8 protein-coding genes (1 of these 8 only partly in view) are annotated in these 25090 nt (G+C 63.0%); 6 read left to right on the top strand and 2 right to left on the bottom strand.

Going from position 1 to position 25090, the window contains the following annotated elements:
• Positions 1 to 101: 101 nt before the first annotated feature.
• Positions 102 to 884, bottom strand: a complete 783-nt coding sequence (locus tag J3U88_RS09360) for a class I SAM-dependent methyltransferase (protein ID WP_207856593.1) — start codon at positions 882 to 884, stop codon at positions 102 to 104.
• Between the two features lie 264 nt (positions 885 to 1148).
• Here J3U88_RS09360 and J3U88_RS09355 point away from each other — a divergent pair, with 264 nt between their 5' ends.
• On the top strand, positions 1149 to 2429 hold the full coding sequence (locus J3U88_RS09355) for a winged helix-turn-helix domain-containing protein (protein ID WP_207856592.1): 1281 nt from the start codon (positions 1149 to 1151) through the stop codon (positions 2427 to 2429).
• Positions 2430 to 2508: 79 nt separating this feature from the next.
• The gene (locus tag J3U88_RS09350; protein ID WP_207856591.1) at positions 2509 to 3081 is read left to right on the top strand and encodes a sigma-70 family RNA polymerase sigma factor; all 573 of its coding nucleotides are present in this window, start codon (positions 2509 to 2511) and stop codon (positions 3079 to 3081) included.
• Between the two features lie 244 nt (positions 3082 to 3325).
• Here the strand turns inward: J3U88_RS09350 and J3U88_RS09345 are convergent, their stop codons facing one another.
• Positions 3326 to 3655, bottom strand: a complete 330-nt coding sequence (locus J3U88_RS09345; RefSeq protein ID WP_207856590.1) for a hypothetical protein — start codon at positions 3653 to 3655, stop codon at positions 3326 to 3328.
• A gap of 256 nt (positions 3656 to 3911) precedes the next feature.
• Between J3U88_RS09345 and J3U88_RS09340 the strand changes: the two genes are divergently transcribed.
• From J3U88_RS09340 to J3U88_RS09325, 4 genes are all read left to right on the top strand, one after another.
• Complete coding sequence (locus tag J3U88_RS09340) at positions 3912 to 4541, top strand: hypothetical protein (RefSeq protein WP_207856589.1); 630 nt, start codon at positions 3912 to 3914, stop codon at positions 4539 to 4541.
• 469 nt (positions 4542 to 5010) lie between these two features.
• Positions 5011 to 13323, top strand: a complete 8313-nt coding sequence (locus tag J3U88_RS09335) for a non-ribosomal peptide synthetase (RefSeq protein ID WP_207856588.1) — start codon at positions 5011 to 5013, stop codon at positions 13321 to 13323.
• An 8-nt stretch (positions 13324 to 13331) separates the two neighbouring features.
• Complete coding sequence (locus J3U88_RS09330) at positions 13332 to 17891, top strand: type I polyketide synthase (protein ID WP_207856587.1); 4560 nt, start codon at positions 13332 to 13334, stop codon at positions 17889 to 17891.
• Positions 17888 to 25090, top strand: partial view of a non-ribosomal peptide synthetase/type I polyketide synthase gene (locus tag J3U88_RS09325; protein ID WP_207856586.1) — the 5' portion only. 1902 nt of this gene lie beyond the right edge of the window; only the first 7203 of its 9105 coding nucleotides appear in the window; it begins with the start codon at positions 17888 to 17890; its stop codon lies beyond the right edge, outside the window. The genes J3U88_RS09330 and J3U88_RS09325 overlap by 4 nt, the downstream gene beginning before the upstream one ends.

The raw sequence follows: 25090 nt of genomic DNA, 5'->3' as shown, positions 1-25090 counted from the left end.
TTGGTGAGTGTGTAAGTGGTAGAGCATTTTGAAGGGAGCTTGTAAACTCCTAACGCATTCGCGTTAACTTGCCGGTGGTTCATCAGAGCCACCGGCTTTTTTTATTTGGGCGTCCCAATCAAATAACTCAAGCCCAAGGGCGACTTGGGAATGGGCGCCACCCCCACGCGCCACGCGTAGTCCTGCCGGCCCGGCACCGTTTTAACCAGCGCATTGAGTTCGCGCGGTGAATAGACTCGCAGGACCGACACAATACCGTCGAAGAAAATGGCCAGGGGCAGGAGCGGCAAGATATAAGTGAAAAAGAGGCGTTTCCATGAGAATGGCTTTACGAACGGGATCACCAGAAACATCAGCGGCATAAACACCAGCATAAACACCATACCGAGCAGGCGGTTGGGATCGCCGTCCACCACGGCCACCCCGCGTTTTTGCGCCACGGCGTCGGCGAGCAGTGCCCGTGCTTGTGTCGGCTGAAGATGGTGAAAGCCGTTGAACATGGTACGGAAACCCTTCTGTTCCGGGGCCACCTTGGTTGCGTCCAGCGGTGTTTCCAGGCCTTGGATACGGCCGTCGCTCTCCCGCGCCAAACGCGCGAAGGCCCGATGGTTGGGGTAGAGATCGGAAAGCCGCACGTGAAGCTCTAAGTCGGCTTGCTCGCGAAACTGCTTAACCAGGCTCAACCAGCCCCCGCCGGCCCCGGACCCTAAATCGAGGATTTCGGTGCAGCCGGTGCGATTTAGCGCCTCGGCAAGGAGGGGCACCATCGGGGCAAACCCGTCGCCGGCCTCGGCCAGGAATTGTAAGGTATCGGTAATGCCGTCGCGAATGAATTGGGGACACCAGGGCAGGTCCGCGATTTCGAAAAAGTGAATACGTGCCATAACTACCTCGCTTTCAGATCCTTTTAGTTTCATAGGAGACGCCTGCAAAAAACCCATGTGCGCACCCTTGCCGGCCTGAGCCCGTTCAAGCACAACGTCGAACCCATGATACGGGACCACCACCGTCACCGATTCTGAATTGGATCTGAATTAAATCTAAACGGTTAAACCTTTGGTGGTAAATGTGTTGGCGATTATTCTAAACTTTGCGAAACAGGGTGCCGTCGTTAAAAGATACAGCCATGGTGCCGTCAGGAGGTTCCCATGCCGGAATTTAGATTCGGCCAATTCGTGTTCGACAGTGGGACGCGCCGCCTTTTTCGCGCCGGCCGCGAGATCCCGATTCAGGAGAAACCGGCCGCCTTGCTTCATTTATTGTTGAAGCAACCGGGCGATTTGGTAGACCGCGATGCGGTTACCGCGGCGTTGTGGCCCGATACCCACGTGGCCCTTGCCGATAATTTGAACACCACGATTAGCAAACTGCGCGCCTGCCTCCAAGACAAAGCAGCCAACCCTACCTTTATCGAGACCGTCCCCCGCCGCGGCTACCGTTTTATCGCACCCCTCCCCACGGGGGCGGCGGCCGCGCCCGAGGAAAACCCAAGCGTTCGCCGCCATTACGAACAGGGCCGCTACCATCTGGACCGACTCAATCCCGCCGCGCGCCAATTGGCCAAGGAACATTTTCAGGAAGCGCTAAAGCGCGATCCCAACAGCCATTTGGGCCACGCCGGTTTGGTGGAGGCGCTGCTCTGGGAAGCGGGCATGCTGGGCGATACCACCGCCGTCGCCCCGGCGATTGTCGCCTCCCTGGACGCCGCGCGCGAACACGCCCCCGTGGCTCCCGAAACCCAGCTTGCCGAGGCGCTCGTCGCCTTTTTGGTGCACTGGGACTATCCCCGCGCCGAACGCATGTTCGCCGAACTGGCCGCCGACGGCAACGAACCCGCGCGCGGTTGGTACGCCGCCTTTTTACTGGCCAACGGCCGCTTCGAGGAAGCCGTCACCCAGCTCAACACCGCGCTCGAAAGCAACCCCCTCTCGCAAACCTACCAACACCAAAAAGCCCTGGCCTTTTATTTTCAAGATGATCGCGCGCGCAGCCGTCAACAACTGAACCACCTGGCGCGCACCATGGACAGCGGCGACGGCGTCACCCACTGGTTGCGCTACCATCACAACGAACGCTGGCGCGAACCGGAAGAAGCCGTCGCGGCGCTGCAACAGGCGCTCACCGCCTGGGGTTTCCCCATCGAGGTCGTTTACCCGCTGGCCGCGTTGCAGCGTGAACTGGGTTTGGACGCGGTTCGCCGTCAACTGATCAACCTGCTCCAGCAAGCGCCGGGCATGCGCTTCACCTTAATCCTGCTCCACGCTCAATTGGATGAATGTGACCAAGCCTTTGCCCTTATTAACACGGCTCTCGCCTTACGCGACTGGAACCTGTGCTACCTCTCGGTAGAACCGCGGGCGATCAACCTCCGCGCCGACCCCCGTTACGCGGGCGTGTTGCAAAACCTGCTACGCGGCTACCTGCGCTAACCCCTCCCCCCACCTCGCCTGGAGCCTGCCGCGGCGTACCCCCTAACCTCAACCCAACGTCACCGCAAACGGAGTCTTTATGTCGGATCCAGACAAAGCGTCGATCACCCAACTCCTCATTTCATGGCAAGACGGCAACAGTACCGCGTTGGACGAATTACTGCCAATGGTGTATCGCGAACTCAAGGCCATTTCCCGAAATTACCTGCGCGGCGAGCGCAGCGGCCACACCCTCTCGGCAACTGCGCTGGTCCACGAAGCCTACGTGAAACTGATCGATCAAGACCGCATCACCTGGCAGAACCGCGCCCAATTTTTCGCCATCATCTCGACGCTGATGCGCCGCACCTTGCTGCAACACGCCCGCACCCGCAACGCCCAAAAACGCGGCTCCGGCGAGCAACACCTCACCCTGCGCGAAACCATCCATTTCTTCGGCGACACCACCGAAATCGACATCATCGATCTGGACAGCGCCCTCACCGAACTCACCAAAATGGACGAGCGCAAGGGGCGCATCGTCGAGATGCGGTTTTTCGCGGGCCTCACCGAACCGGAAATCGCGGACGTGCTGGAAATCTCCGAATCCACGGTCCGCCGCGAATGGCGCTCAGCCCGCGCCTGGCTGTACAAGGCGCTGCGCGCCAAGTAAAAGGCACTAGCGAATTTTGCCGTTGGGTAACCGCGGCTCCCGGCGAACAGAAGCGCAATAATTCAAACAACTTACCCGTTCCAGACGTAAAACCCCGGGTGCTTTTTGTTGTTGTTCCGGTCCCAAACAGTAACCCGTACCTTGTGCTCTCTAGCCCGCAATTCTCCCAAGGAATTCTGCTGCGAAGCCGAAAGCCATGCGATTACTTCGCTTACTCGGTCGAGCCGCCTTCGCCGTAGCGCTGCTACGCCTGTGCCGTCTCTCGGTCGTAATCTTCGTACTCACAAGGCTTTCTGCTTCTCGCGACGAATCCTTGTGAGAATTGCGGGCTAGGCGACGTTCTTCGACGCCCAACTTGATCGAAGTCTCCCCGCCAATAAACCTTCCCCAAGGGATAAGATTGGCGAAGGAGCTCTTTGTTCCCGTATTTTACAGATACTTTGTTAATCGATTCATCGCCTTCAACTTTGATTTGAATATCAATCGTCCAGCCCTCGACGTCAAAATCGCGCTCGAATGAAAAAATCATTAAACCAGCCATTTCATCAATATTGTTTTTGTCGGCAAGTCCCACAAAAAACTAAACGCCAACCCTTACCTCGCCTTTGCCCCGTGTCTTGGAGCCTCACAGTTGCGGCGTCAACACGGGTAGCCCGGACATGGAAAAGGTCTTTGCACGATCAATCGATCAGTATCCCGTCGCCGTCATGCTATGATTGGGCTTTCCGATGATATGAACAAACGATGTGAACGTTTACAAAGAGTGCCTTCGCCTGAACCAAACGACCGGAACGCGCTCGTTGCTTCGTGCCCATAAAAAGAAGGTGCCCATGAAGATCGTTGCCGCAATTTTGCTTGGCCTCGGCTTGGTCGGAATCCTGAACGCGGCTGACGAAAGTCAAGAACCCGAGCGACACTATGCACTGCACATCGACGGCAGGCGCCATGCCCTAACGCTCGATAACGCCATTGAATTGGACGGAACCTACACCAACCCGGAAGTGGTGCTCAGGGCCTCGGCGACACGTACGTTTACCTACGCCGGCCTGGTCTTCAAATACCCGGCTTCCTTCTCATGGGATGCCCAGATCATAGGACCCGACCACAAAGTGTGGACCATGGCCAGTCCCAATGTGCGTATTATCATCATCCGCTTACCCATTGTCATGACCCCGGAAGAACAGGCGGCGCAACTGGTGCGCGAGTTCAGTCAGGGAAACCCACGGATCACCGACGTGAGCCGATATTTTTCCGGCCGGACCCTGCGGGGAAAACGCGTCTCCGTTCAACTCGCGAGCGAACATTTTAACCTCGACACCTATGCCCTACCGACCAAAACCGGTTCCAGACTCATCATCCTCCACGACCAGCCGCCGGCGGGTAAACCCATCAGCGGCGAAGGCGAACGCGCCTTCCGAGACTTCTTCAAAACGCTAAAAGACACCGAGGGGCCGAAATAGTTAACGACAAGCACAAGCAAGGATTCCCCTACCTTCTTTTATCGCGGTAGGCGTAAGGATCAAACCGTTCACGGGTTGCATACAACATCCCTCGGCGATCAGGTTTCAATCGAGGTCGCTTCGCTCACGAAAACCTAACAAATCACAGCCAAATGAGAAAATGGTTACCCACCCTTCACCGCGAAAATTTGATGGGTCCACCGATGGGACCTGAACGCGCGTCGGGTTGGTCATTCACCCCGCGCTAACTTCTCGTAGGGGCGGCTAAGAAACTGCCTTAGAAAAACAACCGTCCGTCCGCAAGTTATTCTTTACTAGACCTCTTTAACATTCTTTTCACTTGGTAGGCCTTGCCGGGTCGTGATTAAATACCGAAACACCTCCTCTTTTCCCACGGCACATAGTTCTCAAAAATCCATCATTTCCCGATTATCGATACATCCTCTTTAATCAACACTGGGGCGATAAAATGAGCTTTCCCAACGTCACAGGCGGCGTGGACGTGGTCCGCCTGTCCGATCTTTGGTCTCACCTGCTACGCCAACGGCCCGAGATCTTTGAAGCACATGTCCTTGCGCGCGACGACCGCGCGGGCCGCAACCGTTTCACGGCCTTTCTTGTTCCTGCTTTTCCCTTTGAATCAGTTGCATTTATTCGAGAAGCGAACCACCAGAACCCGCATCTTCCCGCGCTCGACGCCGCGGTCCAGCTTCCCGTTTTGCCACGCGATGCGGCCGGCCGCGTTTGTACCGAAACCTTGAGCGATATCCCGGTTTTTGATCCCGAGGACCCACACCTAACCCATGCGCGGCTTGCGTTTCGCCCATCTCCCACGCAAACCACGAGCCATGAGCCGGCAGCACGCCAAGGAGCGTCCTCGGATAAGGGCGCGGCTATTTTTGCCGTCACGCTCGAAAATAAACACGTCCCCGAAAAACCACTTTCGATTTCACAGCTTTTACCTCATTTGACCCCCACCAAAAAAGCCAACATCAGGCGCAGCGCACCTTCTGAACAGCCCGCGTTTTGCGACGGCGGTCCCCTGACCCGACCGACCCGCCCGAGCCTGATCGCGTTATTGCAGGATGCCGCGCGGGACCCGCAACAAGGTTACCTTCACCTGTCTGCAACAGGCGCGACCACCTTCCAAAGTTATGCCGATACCCTCGCCGAGGCACGTTGCATTTTGGCCGGCTTGCGCAAAAAGGGCTGCCGCGCGGGCGAACCGGTCATCCTGCAAATCGACAACAGTCGGGCATTTTGGCCGACTCTCTGGGGCTGTGTGCTCGGCGGCATCATTCCTGTGCCGGTCACCGTGGCGCCGACCTATGATCAAGATACCGCGGTCCTCCGCAAACTCGTCCATGCCTGGGACATGTTGGACCAGCCCCCCGTTTTGGTTTCCGGTAAACCCGCCCAAGCACTACCCGAATACGCACGCCGCGCCGGTTTGGAAGCCATGGCCTGTGTCCCTGTCACCGACCTTGCCGCCCATCCACCCAGCGACGAAATCCATCCAGCCCACACCGACACCCCGGCCGTGTTTTTGCTAACCTCCGGCAGCACCGGCAAACCCAAAGCCGTGCCCTTGACCCACGGCAACCTCATGGCCATGACCGGCGGCACCATTCAAATGAATGGCTTTACGCGCGAGGACGTGACCCTCAACTGGATGCCGCTTGACCACGTCGGCGTGATCGGGTTCCTGGGCATGACCGCCGTCGACCTGGGTTGCAGCCAGGTCCATGTGCCGACGGATTGGATTTTGAAAGCGCCGTTGCGCTGGTTGGAATTGATTGAAACCCACCGGGCCACGATTTCATGGGCACCCAACTTTGCCTTTAACCTGATCAATGAACAGGCCGAATCCTTGGCCCAACGTCGCTTCGACTTAAGCTCGATGACCTTTTTGGTGAACGCGGGCGAGGCCAACGTGGCAAGCACCATGCGCCACTTCGTCAACCTGCTCGGTGAACACGGCTTACCCGCCGATGCCATGCACCCCGCCTTCGGCATGTCGGAAACCTGTTCCGGCATCACCTGGCGCGGCCATTTCGGCCCGGACCAAATGCGCGACGACCAACCCTTTGTGCGCTTGGGCCCACCGATCCCCGGCGCCCAACTGCGTTTTGTCAACGAGGACGGCACCGTTCTGCGCGAGGGCGAAATCGGCTTGCTCCAGGTTTCCGGCTCCTCCGTCACCCACGGCTATTATCGCAATGCCGAACAAAACCGCGAATCCTTCAAGGACGGCTGGTTCACCACCGGTGATTTGGGTTATTTAGAAGAAGGCGAGTTGGTAATTACCGGCCGCAAAAAAGACGATATTGTGATCAACGGTGTCAACTTTTACTGCCATGAAATCGAAGCGGTGGTGGAAGCACATGCAGATGTCACCGTTTCCTACACGGCGGTTTGCGCGGTTCGCGATGCGGATCGTGCCCAGGAAGATTTGGCGGTCTTCTTCAATACCAACCTTGAGGGCACGGCCCGAGACGGGTTGTTCCGCGCCATTCGCGGCGCGGTCGCCAAAAACTTCGGATTGGTTCCCAAGTACCTGATCCCGCTTGAGACCGAGGCCGTTCCCAAAACGGCCATCGGTAAAATTCAGCGAGGGTTGTTGAAGCAACGCTTTGAAGACGGCCTCTACCGCGACTTGGTCAACCAAGAACAGGACATCGACGATCAATTGCCGGACATGATGGTCCGACCGGTTTGGCGGGCGGCACAACAAGCCGCGGTGCCCCTGGTCGAAAGCGCCGGGCCCCTATTGGTCTTTGCCGACCAACAAGGTTTGGCGGACAGCATCGTCCCGCGCCTGATGGAAACCGGTCCCGTGATCACGGTACGCCGCGAACAGGACGCGGTGCAAGCCGACCATCACGTGAACCCAGCCGACGCCGCAAGCGTCACCGCCTTGCGCGCGGCCCTTGAGCAACAGGGCGCCATCCCAGCCCGCTGGTTGATTTTGTGGCCGGTCGATCCCGGCCCGGACGACCCAGCCGACACGAGCGACGGCCTGACCGCGTTGTTCACACTGGTTCGCGATCTCGTAAATCCCGGCACCCCATTGCAAATAAAAGTCGCGGCCGTCGGCGCGGACCCCGAGGGCGAGGCACCCTTTGAACCAGCCAAGGCAACGCTGGCGGGTTTCTTGGCGTCGTTGCCGCGCGAGACCGCCGGCAGCGCAACCCAACTGATTCACCTAGCGCGCGATGTTCAGAACCACCGCGACGCCTTGATAACCGAATGTCATGCGCCGATCACCGACCCCATCGTGCGTTTCCACAAGGGCGCCCGCGAAATCCAAAGACTTAAGAAAAGGACCTTCTCCGCCGACGAACGCACCCAAACGGGTTTTGTAAAAGGCGGCTTCTACGTAGTAACCGGCGGTTTGGGCGGTGTCGGCCGCCATTTTTGCCGCCGACTCATCGAACAATACGATGCCAAGCTGCTGATCCTCGGCCGCACAAACGCCGACAACCCGGAAACCCGCGCGGCACTTGAGGAACTCAAGGGACAGACGGCCTACGCCTCGGTCGACCTCGGCGACAACCCGGACCTGCATAACCTGATCACAGAACAAGGCGACCAATGGAACCAACCGTTAAACGGCATCCTGCACCTCGCCGGCGGCTACCACTTCCGCACGGTGGCGGAGGAGGACGTAAACGGCATCCACGCGGTTCTCGCGCCCAAGGTAACGGGCACCCTGGCCCTACACAAGGTGGCCGCGGCCCATCCGGGTTGCCTGTTCCTGGCGGTGTCCTCGGTGAACGCTTGGTTTGGCGGTGCACGGCTCAGCGCCTACGCGGCCGCGGGCAGCTTCCTCGAACAGTTTACGGCTTGGCAGCGCACGCAAGGCATCGACGCCCGCTGTCTCAGCTTCAGTGCTTGGACCGAAACCGGCATGAGCCAGGGGTTACCCATCGGCGAAACCCTCCGTCACCAAGGGTTCCAAGCGCTGACACCCCGCCAAGGTTTGGCGGCCCTGGAACTGGCACTTGCTTATGACGCGCACCACCTATTGGTCGGCGTGAACGGCAACCACCCGGCCGTGCGCATGTTCTGCGCGGAAGAAAGCCTGCCGCTCCACACGCCAACGGTGTTTGCGGCCCGCACCACCGAGGGAGAACCCGTGGCGCCCACGTGGATCGACCCCTTCGGAAACCGCTTCGTTCCCTCGGTCGTCACGGTAGAAGATCCACCCCTGAACGCGGACGGCACCCTGGACGTAACACGCCTGCTACAGGCGCACCGCAACCAAAGCAACAAACACCAGGCGCCGCGCAACGCGGTCGAAGAGACCCTGTGTGCGATCTGGCGCGACCTGCTCAAACAACCGATCAACAATGTGTTCGCCAACTTCTTCGAGCTGGGCGGCCAATCGATCAACGCGCTAACGATGGTGGCGCGCATCCAGGAACAACTCCAGGTAAGCCTGCCGGTCGACCGCATCTTCGCCAAACCGATTCTGAGCGACATCGCCGAATTGATCGCCGGCGCCTCGACAGAAAGCGAGCTACCCGCCTTGACCCGTGCCGACCGCACCCAACCGCTCCCCCTCTCTCCCGGCCAAGAACGTTTGTGGATCATCGACCGCATGGAAGGTTCGCGCGCCACCTATAACGAAACGCTCGGCTTACGCCTGCGGGGTGAACTGGACGTGGCGCGGCTGCGCCGCGCGCTCGGCGAGGTGGTCGCCCGCCACGAGATCTTGCGCACCGGCGGCCAAACCCAAGGCAACCAAACCGTGCAACTGATCGTGGACCGCACCGACCATGGTTTCACCTACTACGACCTAAGCGATCTCGCGGCCGGCGACCGCGATCAAGCCCTCGCCGATTTGAAACGCGAAACGGCACAAACCCCGTTTGACCTGAGCCAAGCACCGCTGTTCCGCGTCGCACTGGTCCGCCTCGGCGTCGAGGACAGCGTGCTGCTGCTGGTCGCACACCACATGATTATCGACGGGCACGCGCTCGGCCTCATGCTCTCGGAATGGTCGCGCTGTTACAACGCCTTGGCCGACGACGACAGCTTCAGCCTGGGCAGCGCGCCCTTTCAATACGCGGACTACAGTGTTTGGCTGCGCAACCAACTTCAGGGCGACCTGCTCGAACAACAGACGGCCTTTTGGCGCAAAACCCTGGCGGACGCACCCCCGTTGCTCCAGCTTCCCACCGACCACGTTCGTCCCGCGACACCGTCCCACCGCGGCGGCATGCTGCCGTTTACCCTGGACGCCGACCTGGTCACCCGCTTGCAAGACAAAGCACGCGCCGGGGAAACCACGCTCTACCTGACCCTCGCCGCCGCCTTTAACATGTTGCTGGCACGCCACGCGGGTGTCGACGATGTCGTCATCGGCGCACCTTTTGCCAACCGGCCCCGTCCCGAAATGGACGCCATCCTCGGCTTCTTCACCAATGTGCTGGTTTTGCGCACCTCGCTCGCCGACGATCCCGACTTTGACACGGTCCTGCGCCGCGTGCACAAGGTCGCAAGCGACGCCTACGCCCATCAATTGCTCCCTTTCGAAACCATGGTCGCCGCGCTTAACCCCGAACGGGATTTGGGTTTCAACCCCTGGGTTCAGGTTGTCTTTGAACTGCAAAACGAACCCATGCCCGTACCCGAACTCAACGGGATCACCGCCGCCGCGGAACCCTTTTTCAACCATCAGGCCCGCGTCGACCTGGAACTGCACCTGTGGCAAAACGAGGGGCGCCTCGAGGGCTGGTTCCTGTTTGCCCTCGACCTCTTCGAACCGGCGCGCATTGAAGCCATGGCGGCGCGGTTCCAAGCTCTGCTCCGCACCGTTTTAGAAGCGCCGCAACAACCGCTTTCCGCATTGACCATGCTGACCGAGGCGGACCACGCGGCCTTGGCCCACCTCGACCAATCCAAAGCCGAAACCGGCGAGCCCGTCTGTATTCACACCCTATTTGCGCGCCAAGCGGCGGCGACACCGACGGCCCCCGCGCTTACTTGGCAGAACGAAACCCTGGATTACCAAAGCCTCAACGCGCGCGCCGACGACCTGGCCGGGACACTGGCCGAGATGGGTGTCGCGGCGGAAACCACGGTGGCCTGCCTGCTGCCGCGCGGCGCCGATGCGGTGGTCGCCCTGCTCGCCGTGCTCAAAACCGGCGCCATCTACCTACCGCTCGATGCCAACCAACCGGAAGAACGCCTCAGCGGTATGTTGGAAGACAGCGAGGCCTCCTTCGTGCTGACCCTCACCGATTGGGAGGACCAGGTTTACCTGCCCTTCGGCATGGTGTTCTGCATGGATCGCGATTGGGAACCCGGCGGCGCGGTCGGCTTCGACGCCGAGGCGCACGCGGTCACCCCGGACGCACCGGCCTACATGATTTACACCTCGGGCTCTACCGGTCGTCCCAAGGGCACCCTGCTCGGCCACGCCGGTTTTACCACCATGATCCAACAACAAATCAAGACGTTCGGCATCGGCCCGGGCGACCGCGTCGCCTGGTTCGCCAACCCGGCCTTTGACGCGGCACTCTCCGAAATCACCATGGCCCTGCTCTCCGGCGCCTGTTTGCTGCCCGTCCCAACCGAAACCCAACAAGACCCGTCGGCCTTTGTCGCCTTCATGCGGGAACAACGGATTAGCGCGATCACCTTGCCGCCGTCCTACCTGCGCGGGCTCAACCGCCCCGCGTTCGACGACCTCAAGGTCCTGATCAGCGCGGGCGAAGCGGCCCAAGCGGAAGACGCGCGGTACTACGCGGAACGGCTGCAGTTCTTCAACGCCTACGGCCCCACCGAATATTCGGTGTGCGCAACCATCCACCGCGTCCGCGCCTCCGAAAACACCGAACAGGGGGTTCCCATCGGTCGCCCCATCGCCGGCACCCACGCCCTCCTGCTCGACGGCGACACCCCCGTGCCGCCAGGCGTCGTTGGTGAATTGTGCTTGCGTGGACCGGGCTGTGCCTTGGGTTATCACAACCGGCCCGAGCGCACCGAACACGCCTTTCCCACCGACGCCGAGGGCCGCCGTTTCTACCGCACCGGCGACCTGGCCCGCCTCACCGCGGACGGCAATTTGATCTTCGTCGGCCGCAAGGACCACCAGGTCAAGGTGCGCGGTTACCGCGTCGAGCTCGGCGAGGTGGAACACGCGCTGACCAGCCATCCCACCATCAGCCAAGCAAGCGTGGTCGCCACCCAAGACGCGGACGGCAACACCACCCCGGCCGCCTACTACACCTTCGGCTCGCGCCTAGAGCTGTGGCCGTCGGTGGCCGAGTTCTTCATCTACGACGACACGCTGTACCACACCATGGCCGCCCACGAGCAGCGCAACCAGTGTTACCAACGCGCCTTCGCCAAGGTGCTACCTGGAAAAACCGTGGTGGAGATCGGACCCGGCCCCGAGGTGATCCTTTCCCGCTTGGCCCTGGAAGCGGGCGCCACCCACGTCACCGCGATTGAGTATTTGGAGGAAACCTACCTCAAGGCCAAACAGCGGGTGGCCGAGTTGGGCCTCGAGGACCGCATCACCCTGATCCACGGCAACGCCATGGAAGTTGATCTCCCGGAAAAGGTGGATTACTGCATTTCCGAGATTGTCGGTTCCATCGGCGGTTCCGAGGGCGCCGCCAAACTGATCAACGACGCGCGCCGTTTTCTCCACAACCCAAGCCACATGATCCCCGAGCGCTCCGCCACCCGCATCGCCGCGGTTTCCCTGGAAGAAGGCCTGGACATGGCCTTCCCCAAGGCGGCCGCCTCCTACGTGGAGCGCATCTTCGCCGACAAGGGCTACCGTTTCGACCTGCGCCTGTGTCTCAAAAACGCGGGTCGCCGCAACCTGCTTTCCGACGACGGCATCTTCGAAGAACTGCAGTACACCGAAGAACTGCCGCTGGAACACGAACACCCAATCAAACTGACCTTCCACCGCGACGGCCGCTGTCACGGCTTCCTGGTTTGGCTGACCCTATTCCCGGACGAACAAAACGGCCTAGACACGCTGGAATCACAAGAATCCTGGCTGCCGCTGTACCTGCCGCTGCCCCATGATCCCATCGAGGTCGCCGCCGGCGATGTCTTCCGCGGCACCGTGCGCCGCACGTTGTGCGACAACGGCCTCAACCCCGATTACCGCGTCAGCGGCACGCTGGAACAGGCCGACGGCGGCTTTCAGCCGATTGAGGTGGTTTCCTTCCACCACAAAGCCGTGTACCGCGCCACGCCCTTCTACAAATCCTTGCTGGGCGAAGAGACGGTACCGGTGCGACCTACCTTGGCGGCAAGCGAGGTGCGCGCGCACCTCGCCAAACAACTGCCGGACTACATGGTCCCCGCCCACTTCATCGAACTGGCGCGTTTGCCGCTGACAGCCAACGGCAAAATCGACCGCAAGGCGCTGCCCTCACCCCGCCAAGCCGCCGCCGCGAGCCAGAGCTTCGAGGCACCCGCGGGCGCGGTGGAACAAACCGTGGCCGAAATTTGGTGCGCGGTGCTGGAACGGCCGCGCGTCGGCCGCAACGAACATTTCCTGGAGATCGGCGGGCATTCGCTGAGCCTGATCCAGGTTCACCAACAGTTGGAAACCCGCTTCGGCCCGACCCTTACCATGGTGGAAATGTTCCAATACCCGACGGTCCGCGCCCAAGCCGAGCAAATCGCACAACGCCTCAACGACACAGCGCCGCCCGAAACACCGGCAAACCCCGCGCCGCGCGGCCGCACCCGCTCCCTCAGCAACCAACGCAACCGACGCACGCGCAACCGCAATCGCGACTAGGCGGGACCATGACCGATCCTGAATCCTACGAACCCGGCGAAAATGACATTGCCGTGGTAGGCCTGGCCTGCCGCTTTCCCGGCGCGGCCGACCGCAACGCTTACTGGGACAATCTGCAAAACGGCGTCGCCTCGGTCACCGAGCTTAGCGATGAAGCGCTGCTGGCGGCCGGCGTCCCGCGCGCGGCATTCGAATCGCCCGACTACGTGCGCAAGGCGGCGATTCTGCCCGACATCGACCGCTTCGACGCGGCCTTTTTCGGGATCACGCCCGGCGAAGCGGAACACATGGATCCACAGCACCGGCTGTTCCTGGAAACGGCCTGGCACGCCCTGGAACATGCCGGTGTCGACCCGGACCGCGCCGAGGGTCCCATCGGGCTGTTCGCCGGCGCGGCCATGAACACCTACGGCCGCCTGCAAGCGGACGGCGGCATGCTGGACCTAACCCGCTTCTACGCCCACGCGCTGGGCAACGACAAAGATTTTTTACCAACCCGCACCGCCTACAAACTCAACCTCAAAGGCCCCGCGCTTTGCGTGCAAACCGCCTGCTCCACCTCGCTGACCGCCGTCCATCTGGCCTGCCAAAGCCTGCTCGCGGGTGAATCCGACCTGGCGCTGGCGGGCGGGGTGGCACTGATGGTGCCGCAAACCGTGGGCTACCATTATCAGCCAGGCATGATTTTGGCAAAGGACGGCGTCTGTCGGCCGTTTGACGCCGCGGCTTCCGGCATCATCGGCGGCAACGGCGTCGGCGTCGTCGCGCTGATGCGGGTTCAGGATGCCCGCGACCAAGGCAAACCCATGTACGCGGTGGTCAAAGGCATCGCGGTCAACAACGACGGCGCCGCCAAGGTCGGTTTTACCGCCCCCGCGGTGGAAGGTCAGGCGCGCGTGATTGACGAGGCGCTGGCCATGGCCGATGTCGACCCCGACAGCATCGGCCTGATCGAAGCCCACGGCACCGCGACGCCCCTCGGTGATCCCATTGAAGTGGCCGCCCTGACCAAGGTGTTCCGCGCCCAAACGGACCGCGTCGGTTACTGCGCGCTCGGTTCGGTCAAGTCGAATTTCGGCCACCTCAACACCGCCGCCGGGATTGCCGGTTTCATCAAGGCCGTATTGGCGCTGCACCACCGCACGCTTCCGCCCAGCCTGCATTTCGAAACACCCAACCCCAAACTCAACCTGGCCACCAGCCCGTTTTTCGTGAATACCCGCAAACAAGCCTGGCACACGGCGGCGGGAAAGCCGCGCCGCGCGGGCGTCAGTTCCTTCGGCATCGGCGGCACCAACGTGCACGCGGTATTGGAAGAGGCATCCAAGCCCAGGCCTTCGACGGCCGCGGGCGGCCCCTACCTGCTGCCGCTTTCGGCCCATGATCCGGCCGCCTTGACCGCGCTGGCCGCCACCACCGCCGCCGCGCTGGACCATCCGGCTTGTGACCTGAGCGCCGCCGCCCAAACCCTGAGTCTCGGGCGCAAACCCATGGCGCATCGCACCTTTGCGGTGGCCGCTAGCGGTCCCGACGCCGCGCTTCGCCTGCGCGCCGCCGTCCCAACCCACACCGACGCGCACCAAGGCGAAATCGCCTTTCTGTTGCCAGGCCAAGGCGCGCAAATGCCGGGCATGGCGCGTGATCTGAACGAATTCCCGGTTTTTCGCGAAACCCTGGCACGGACCTTGGCCGCGGCGCGCCCCCACCTGGACACGGATTTGGCCCCGCTTCTCTTCTGTGCACGCGACGACGCAGAGGCCGTCGCTTCGCTGCGCCAAACCCGTTTGGCGCAACCCGCGCTGTTCGCAATCGGCGTCGCCATGGCGGCCCAGTGGCGCGCCTGGGGCGTGGAACCCACCCTTTTGCTGGGCCACAGTTTGGGCGAATACACCGCCGCCTGCTTGGCCGAGGTGTTTTCGTTGGAGGACGGCATGGGTTTGGTTTGCGAGCGCGCACGCCTGATGCAAAACATGCCGCCCGGCGCGATGCTGGCCGTTCCGCTGGCGGAAATCGACGTGGCCGCCCATCTCGGTGCCGGCATCGAACTCGCCGCGGTCAACGGACCCAAATCAGCCGTGCTGACCGGCGAGCCGGCCGCGCTCACCACCCTGCAACAGCAGCTTCAGGCGCGCGGCCTCAACGCGGTCAAACTCCACACCTCCCATGCCTTCCATTCACACCACACCGAGGCCTTGCGGGCACCCTTCGCCGCGGCCTTGAGCAAGGTAACCCTGAAGCCGCCGCGCTTGCCAATGATGTGCAACCTCACCGGCAAACGCCTCTCGGACAGCGAGGCCGTTTCGCCCGACTACTGGCTGACGCAAATGCGCAAGCCGGTGCGGTTTAACGATTGCCTGCGGACCTTGCTAAGCACGCCGCGTTGTCTCCTGCTGGAAATCGGTCCGGGCGCCACCCTCGCCGGCTTGGCCCAAAACCACCCGCGTTTCGGCACCGGCCACACCGCCTTAGCAACCATGCCCCATGCCAAAAGCCAAACCGACGGTACCACTTTTGTGCTGGAAAGTTTGGGCAAAACCTGGTGCGCCGGGGTCGACCTCAACTGGGAGGCGCTGCACGGGGATCAACCGCGCCGCACCCTCGCCCTGCCCGCCTATCCCTTTCAGCGCAAACGCTTTTGGTGGCCGCAAGGTTCGCCCGCCCCAAGCACGGAAACCACCACCCAAACCACACCGAGCTATGATCTGTTTGCGCCGACCTGGACCAAGCTAATCGAACCACCGCAAGCGAACGCGAAACCCGGTTTGTGGTGGCTGGTGACCAACGGGCGCCGTCGCGCGCCGCGGTTCCTTGAGGACGCCGAAGCCGACGGGCATCGCATCGTGCTGTTCAGCCAAGGTGACGGCTTTCAAAAAATCGCCACGGACCGGTTTGCGGTAAACCTTGCGGCAGCGGGTGCACAAGACGCCCTGCTCGCAACCATGGCTCAGATCGGCACCCCCGAACAGATTGTGTTTTGCAGTGACTTGGACCTCGGGGCGGAACAGGATCCCACCGACCCCAACCACGGCCCGATGGACGGCGCCCTAAAGGTTTATGAAAACATGGCGGAATTATTGCGATCCGTTACCAACCTGCCAAAAACCGAACACGGCCATCCGACCCAAATCACCCTGCTCACGCGCGGTTTGGAAAACGTCACCGGCCGCGAACCGCTGTTTCCCCATCAAGCCCCTTTGATCGGTTTGTTGCGGGTGGCGGTACAGGAAGTCCCCGACCTAAAAGTTCGTTTTCTCGACCTGGATCCCGAGGACGACCGCGGCGAGCTGCTCTACGAACTGTTAAAAAGCCAGTCACCCGCGCGGCATCTCGCCCAACGGGGCCAAACCTTCTGGGCGCGTACGATTCAGCCGGCCCCCCCGCGACCGCAAACCCCTTTTCGTGCCGAACCCGGCCTCTACCTAATCACCGGCGGCACGGGCGGCGTCGGTGCCGCCTTGGCCGAGGTCCTCGCGGGTCCGGGCGTCACCCTGCTCCTCACCGGACGCACCGCCTTGCCCGGCCTCGACGGCACCACCCAAGCCGACGCCGACAGCGACGATCCCACCGCGCGCGCCTTGGCCGCGGTCAAACGCCTGCGCGACGCCGGCGCCGAGGTGGTCACCGCCCAGGCCGATGTCACCGACCGCGCCGCAATGACCCAACTCATTGAAGCCTGGGAACGCCGCGGCCGGAGGGTGCGCGGCGTCATCCACGCGGCGGGCGGGGCACGGGTCCAAACCATCGCGGCCGGAAATAGTGGCAACTGGGCGCGTGAACCCAAAATCGCGGGCACCCTGGTCCTCGGCGAACTCTTTGCGCGGCGCCCGCTCGACTGGATGGTGCTGTGCTCCTCGATGGCCGCCGAACTGGGCGGGATCGGGCTGGCCGATTACGCGGCCGCCAACGCCTTCCTCGACGCCTTCGCCGAATGGCGCGACAGCAGATTCGCGGGACGCACCATGTCCATCAACTGGGACGGCTGGCACAACACCGGTCAATCGCGCACCGCGCCGGGCACGCCGGTCGGCATGCCGCCGCAACGGGGCCAAGCCCTGTTCGCCGGCTTGCTGCAAAAACCGCTGACGCGGGTGTGGGTCACCACGACCGATATCGAACAACGCCGCAACCGCGCCGCGGCCGGTCTGACCCGCGACCCCGACGAAACCCCCGCTCCGAGCGCCAAACGCGGCAGTCATCCGCGTCCGCCGCTGGCCAACCCGTATGTGGCCGCGCGCAACCCGCTGGAAACCTTACTCGCCGACACTTGGGCCGCACAACTCGGTCTGGAACAGGTCGGCATTCACGACAACTTCTTCGACCTTGGCGCCTCTTCTTTTCTGGCCGTCCAAGTTCACGCCGCCCTGCGCGGTCCCCTGCAAAAGCTACCCACCCCACCCAAGACCTTGAGGGTCTCCGACTTTTTCGAATACCCGACCATCGCGCAACTCGCCGCCAACATCACCCCTGCCGAAACGCCCGCCCCCACCGCCGCGAACAAACGCGACCGCGGCGCCAGGCAACGTCAGGCGATGGCACGCGATAACGCCCGTCGAACGAGGAAATCATGACGCAACACGATAGCGATCTCGCGATCATCGGCATGGCCTGCCGCTTTCCCGGCGCCACCGACCTCAATACCTACTGGAGCCAATTGCTGAACGGCGCCCGCATCAACACCCGCCTCAGCGACGAGCAGTTGGCGGCGGCCGGGGTGGATCCGGCCGAGTCGGCCAAACCCGACTACGTGCGCGACAAACCCCTCCTCGCCGACATCGACCGCTTCGACGCCGGCTTTTTCGGGTTCCTGCCGCGCGAGGCCGAACTGCTTGATCCGGGCCACCGGCTGTTCCTCGAAACCGCGTGGCACGCCTTGGAACACGCGGGTCACGCCGCCGACGCCCCGGAGCAACACGTGGGCGTGTTCGCCGGTTCCGCGGTCAGCACCTACCTGATCAACCACCTGTTGCACAACCGCCGCATTCGCGAGGGCGAACCGCTGACCCGGCTGATTTACGCCACCGACAAGGATCACCTCGCCACCCGTACCGCCTACAAACTCGACCTCAAAGGTCCGGCGGTCAGCACCAACACCGCCTGTTCTTCGTCCTTGGTCGCGGTCCACACCGCCTGTCGCGCGTTGCTCGGTTACCAGTGTGACATGGCGCTGGCGGGCGGCGTCGCGGTGCAGGTCCCACAACATCGCGGCTACCGCTACCAAGACGGCGGCATGGCCTCACCCAACGGCGTATGCGCGGCGTTTGACGCATCGGCGCAAGGCACGGTTTTCGCGGACGGGGTCGGCGCGGTGGTGCTCAAACGCTGGGAAGACGCGGTTGCCGACGGCGATACGATTTACGCGCTAATTCGCGGCTCCGCGGTGAACAACGACGGTGCCGACAAGGTCGGTTACACCGCGCCCAGCGTCTCCGGCCAAGTCGCCGTGATTGAAGAAGCACTGGGCGTGGCCGGCTTGGAACCCGCCGACATCGATTACATCGAAGCACACGGAACCGGCACCCGATTGGGCGACGCGGTCGAGGTGCGCGCGCTCAACCGCGCCCTGGGCGGACCCGACACCCCGGTAGGTTCGATTCCCCTGGGTTCGGTCAAAACCAACATCGGCCACCTCGACGCCGCCGCCGGGATCAGCGGTCTGATTAAATGCGCGCTGGCGCTGTACCACGAGCAATTGCCCGCCAGTTTGAACTTCACCACGCCCAACCCCGAGATCGACTTCGACGCCGGCCCCTTCTACGTGCACACGGAAACCACGGCTTGGCCGCGCCAAGACCGGCCCCGACGCGCCGGCGTCAGTTCGTTTGGGCTCGGCGGTACCAACGCCCATGTCATCCTCGAACAAGCCGATCAGCCGGCAGCGCGGCCCGAAACGAACAAACCGCTGCCTTTTGTGGTATCCGCCAAAAGCGAGGCGGCCCTCGACCGCATGACGGAAGCCTTGGCCGAACACGCCCGTTTGCACCCAAACCAAAACGCGGTGGACACGGCCTTTTCCCTGGCGGAAGGCCGCAAATGCTTCCCCTACCGCCGCGCGGTCATCGCCCAAAACGCGGCCGAAGCCGCGCACGCCCTAGCGCGCCTGGGCACAGCCGCGGCCGCCCCGTTCGAGCCACCACCCCTGGTTTGGCTTTTCTCCGGTCAGGGCGCGCAATACGCGGGTATGGCCGCCGATTTGGCCGAACACGACGCCGACTTCCGCGCCCGCGTTGAAGAAACCTGTCGCCTGCTGCTCAAGCAAGGCGGCCCCGACCTGAGCGGGTTGCTGTTGGAACGCCAAGTCGACGACGGTCAGTTAACCGACACTGAATGGGCGCAACCCGCGCTGTTTATCGTCTCGTTTTGCTTGGCACGCTGGTGGTGGGAACGCGGTGTCCGCCCCACCGCGATGATCGGCCACAGCATAGGTGAGTTGGCCGCGGCCTGTTTCGCCGGGGTCTTTTCCCTACAAGACGGTTTGCGGCTGGTCCTGCAGCGCGCTCGCCTGATGCAGGCCCAACAACCCGGTGCCATGCTGGCCGTCGCCGAAGAGGCGACCCTGCTGGAAAGCCAACTCGGTCCGGGTCTGACCATCGCCGCCTACAACGGCCGCGAGCGCAACGTGGTCGCCGGCCCGATTCCCGCCATTGACGAACTGGCGACGAAACTTCAGAACGCGGGCGTCTCCTGCCGGCGACTGCACACCTCGCACGCCTTCCACACGGCCATGATGGAACCGGCCTTGGCGCCGTTCACCGCCGCCTGCGCCGCGGTAACCCTCAACGCACCCAGCATGGCGGTCATTTCCAACCGCACCGGCAAACCGCTCACCGCCGAGCAAGCCCAGGACCCCAATTACTGGGCCGAGCACCTGCGCCGCCCGGTTCGCTTCGCCCAAAGCCTCGATCACGTGGCTTCCCCCGACACCCGCTACCTGGAAATCGGCCCCGGCCAAAGTTTACAGCAGTTGGTCGCCCACCACCGTCCCGAGGCACGCGGGCGCGTGTTCGGTTCGCTGCCCAGCACCAAACAAGCCGCGCAAGGCTGTCCTACCGCGTTGAACAGCGCCGCCGCTTTGTGGACCCAAGGGGTACCCGTAATTTGGTCCGATTGGTTCGAACCGACCGGCACCGATTCAGGCCCGCGCCGCATCGCGCTGCCCGGTTATGCCTTCGAACCAACCCGTTTTTGGATTGAACCGGATCCCGCCGTCGCGGAAGCCGAGCCCAAACCCGCCCCTTCAGCCGAGGAACCGCCCGCCGCCGTCGAAAACCCATCCAAACCCCAAACCGGCAATACCCGCGCACGGGTCGACCTGCTGCGCGCCGAACTGCGCACCGTGCTCAGTAACGCGGCGGGCATGGATGAACACCAGATCGATACCGCGCAAACCTTCCTGGAACTGGGCTGCGATTCGCTGCTGCTAATCCAAATCAACCAAACCGTCAAAACCGAGTTCGGCGTCGACGTGCCTTTCCGCCGCCTGTTCGACGACGTGCCCACCATCGACGCCCTCGCCGCACTGCTCGACGTGGAACTAGGCGAGGATGTCCAATTGGCGGATCCCGAGCGCGCAACCACACCCGTCGTCGCGGAGGGCGCGAACCCGGCCCTCGACGCCATTAGCGCCCAACTCGCCGAAATCGCCCGCCAAGTAGCCGCCCTGCGCGGTGAGCCACAAGCACCTGCCAAAGCCGCGCCGCCGCCCAAAAAAGCCCCCGTCAAAAGCGCGGAAAAGGTCAAGCTCGGTCCCTACCGCCCCATTGAACGGGAAGAAAGCGACGAACTGACCCCACGGCAGCGCGCCTACCTGGACGTCTTCAGCGAACGTTATCTGGCCAAAACCAAAGGTTCGCGCGATTTCACCCAAAAGAACCGCGCCACGCTGGCCGATGTGCGCGCGTCCCTCGGTTACCAAGCTCTTTGGAAAAACCTGGTGTATCCGCTGGTCATCGAGCGCGCCGAGGGCTGCCAGGTCACCGACCTGGACGGCAACCGCTACATCGACATGGTGATGGGTTTTGGCGTCAATCTGTTCGGTCACAACCCGGCCTTTGTCACCAAGGCCGTCAGCGAGGCCCTCGCCGGCCGCCCGCAAATGGTGGGCCCGCAAATCTCGCTGATGGAAAACGCGGTGCAGCGTTTCCGCCAACTCACCGGCATGGACCGAGTCACCTTCTGCATCACCGGTTCCGAGGCGGTCGCCACGGCGATGCGTTTGGCCCGCACGGCCACGGGCCGCAACCGCGTGGCCCTGTTTAAGGATTCCTACCACGGCAACTTCGACAGCGTGTTGGTGCGGCGCGGCGCCGCGGGCAACAGCCTGCCGGTCACGCTCGGCATCCCCCAACACATGGTCGACGACATCGTTGTGCTGGACTACGGCTGCGACAGCGCGCTCCAATTCCTCCGCGAGCAAGACGACATCGCCGTGGTGCTGGTCGAACCGGTGCAATGCCGCAACCCCGAATTGGAACCCGGCCCCTTCCTGCGCGAGCTGCGCAAGGTCACCGCGGCGGTCGGCACCCTGCTTGTTTTCGACGAGGTGGTCACCGGGTTTCGCGTCCATCCCGGCGGCGCCCAGGCGGTCTTCGGCGTGCGCGCCGACTTGGCCACCTACGGCAAAATCGCGGGTGGCGGCATGCCACTCGGCATCGTCGCGGGAAAAGCCGAATACATGGACGCGATTGACGGCGGTTTCTGGCAATACGACGACAGCTCCTTCCCGCCCGCCAACCAAACGGTCTTCGCGGGCACCTTCTGCAAACACCCGCTGGGCATCGCGGCCGCGGCGGCGGTGTTCCAACACCTGCTCGACGAAGGCCCCGCGCTTCAAGAAACCTTGGCCGCGCGCACGACCCGTTTCGCGGCGGCCCTGAACGCGGTCTTCGAGGAAGCCCAGGCCCCGATTTTTGTCAAAAACCACGCCTCGATCTTCGCCTTCGCGGCCCGCGACGATTACAAGTGGTTCGAACTGCTCTTCTACCACTTGCGCCTGCACGGTGTTTCGGTTTGGGGTGAACGGCCCTACTTCGTGAGCACGGCACACCGCGACGAAGATTTGGACGCGGTGGTTGCGGCGGTGCGCCGCGCCGTCGCCGACATGCAACGCGGCGGCTTTCTACCCGATCCGAGCCAACCGGAACGCGCCCCGCTGACCCCGGACCAGCGCGACATCCTAACCGCCTGCACGATGGACCCGGCCGCGACCCACGCCTACATTACCCCGGCGGCGATGCGGCTGCGCGGCCCGTTGCAAAGCGACGCTCTCGCCGCCGCCTTCAAAAAGGTGGTCGCCCGCCACGACGCACTGCGCACCACGGTTGACGCGGACACAGGCGAAAGCTTGGTCCATGCGCGCATCGCGGCCGAATTGACCCGCGTTGACCTGCGCGACACCCCGCAGCGCCTCGCCGACCTCCTCGACCGCGAGGAGTACCGCGCCTTCGACCTCAAACGCGGCCCGCTGGTGCGCGCCACGCTTTACCAACTGGCCGAGGAGGAACACGTCCTTTGCGCCGCCACCCATCACCTGGTGTGCGACGGCCTCTCGATGGACACCCTGCTCGGCGACCTGCTCCAGCTTTACAACCAACAGATCGGCCGACCGACCCCACCCCTACCCACGCCGCAAAACCCGGCCCAATACCTGGCCTGGCTGGAAGCGCCGGCCCAGGTCACGGCGCGTCAAAACAACACGGCTTACTGGATGGAACGCTTCCAAGACGGTGTGCCCGCCTCGGCCTTGCCACTCGATTTCCCGCGACCGCCGTTGAAAACCGTGGTCGGCGCACGGGTGGTCAGCACCCTCGAGGCGCCGCTGGTGGCCCAACTCAAAACGCTCGGCCAAAAACAGGGCGCCTCCTTGTTTGTCACCCTCGCCGCCGCGTTTAAGGTGCTGCTCTACCGCTTAACCGGCGAGGATCGCCACGTCATCGGCGTGCCCGTCGCCGGCCAAGCGCTCGCGGGCCTCGACCCCTGCATCGGCCATTTCGTTCACCTGGTTCCCCTCCTCAGCGAACCGGGCGAAGCCGCCCATTTCAGGGCCTACCTTGCCGCGCTGAAGCAGCACTTTTTCGCCGCCCACGACCACGCCCAATTCCGCGCGGCCGACCTGAAAACACGCAACAGCGATCCGACCCGCGCGCCGCTGATCAACATCACCTTCAACCTGGAAACCGTGCCGGGCAGTCTGACCCTCGGCGATCTCCAGGTTGAGAAGGTGGATGTGCCCAAACATCACGTTCCCTTTGAGTTGGTCGTCAACGCCTACCTGGACGGCGAACAGGTTCACATCGAATGGGACTACAACCGCAACCTCTTCGCCGCGGCCACGCTCCAGCGCTGGACGGAACACTTCAGGCTGCTGCTGGAAGCGTTGAGCAGCGATCCCAACCAACCCCTCGACCGGCTCGCCATGCTCACCACGGCAGAACGCCGCCAATTGCTTAACGTGCGCGGCGACGCCGCCCCCCGTGTCGCCACCACCGGCGCCACCCTGGTCGCGAGCGTGGAAGCCGCCGCGGCCCGCTACGGCGCGGCAACGGCGGTGACCCTGCCGTGCGAAAACGGCGAGGTGCAGCACCTGGATTACGCGGGCTTAAACCGCCGCGCCAACCAATTGGCCCATCTGCTGCGCGCCCAAGGCGTGGGTTTGGAAACCCCGGTTGCACTGTGCCTGGAACGCGGACCGGAACTGATCATCGCCATGCTCGCCGTGATAAAAGCGGGCGGCTGTTACCTGCCGCTGGATCCTACCCACCCCACCGCGCGGCTGCAGCACATGGTGCAAGACGCCCAAGCGCCGCTGTGCCTCAGCCAAACCGATCTGGCGGGCACCCTGCCCGCGAATCCATCCTGTCGCGTGCTGAACTTGGATCAACTGGACGCGGATTTGGCCGCGCAACCCGACCACAATCCCGGGATTGCCGTCGATCCCGCCAACCTCGCCTACATTATATATACATCGGGTTCGACCGGGACGCCCAAGGGCGTGGCCGTCAGCCACGGCAACGCGACCCGTTTGTTCGAAAGTTGCACCGCCTGGTTCGACTTCCAACCCAGCGACACCTGGAGCTTTTTCCACTCGGCCGCCTTCGACTTTTCGGTGTGGGAGATCTGGGGTGCCTTGTGCCATGGTGCCCGCGTCCTGACCGTGCCCTACTGGGTCAGCCGCAACCCCGAAACCTGCTACGACCTGTTGCAACGGGAAGGCGTGACCCTGCTGAGCCAAACCCCGTCTGCCTTCTACCAACTGCTGCGCGCGGAAGAGAACCGCGACCGCCTGGTGCATCCCCGCTACCTGGTCTTCGGCGGCGAGGCGCTGAACATCGCGGCGCTGGAACCCTGGTTTAACCGCCGCGAAACGGACGAAACCACGCTGATCAACATGTACGGCATCACCGAAACCACGGTGCACGTGACCTACCGTCAGGTGACCCGCGCCGATCTCAAAACCGCGATGAGCCCCATCGGCGTGCCGCTGCCCGACCTCAGCCTGGAAGTGCTGGATGCCCACGGCGAGCCGGTCCCGCTCGGCGTCGCGGGCGAATTACAGGTGGGTGGCGCCGGTCTGGCGCGCGGCTACCTGAACCAGCCGGCACTGACGGCCCAGCGTTTTGTGCCCAACCCCCACGGCCCCGCCGGCGCGCGTTTATATCGAAGCGGCGACCTCGCCAAACGGCGCGCGGACGGCGAACTCGTCTACGTCGGTCGCCACGACCACCAGGTGCAATTGCGTGGGTTCCGTCTGGAGTTGGGCGAAATCGAAGCG

It is taken from the genome of Acanthopleuribacter pedis (assembly GCF_017377855.1).
Lineage (GTDB): Bacteria > Acidobacteriota > Holophagae > Acanthopleuribacterales > Acanthopleuribacteraceae > Acanthopleuribacter > Acanthopleuribacter pedis.
The sequence above is the reverse complement of the archived record's forward strand: the minus strand, read 5'-3'. Positions and strand labels throughout refer to the sequence as shown.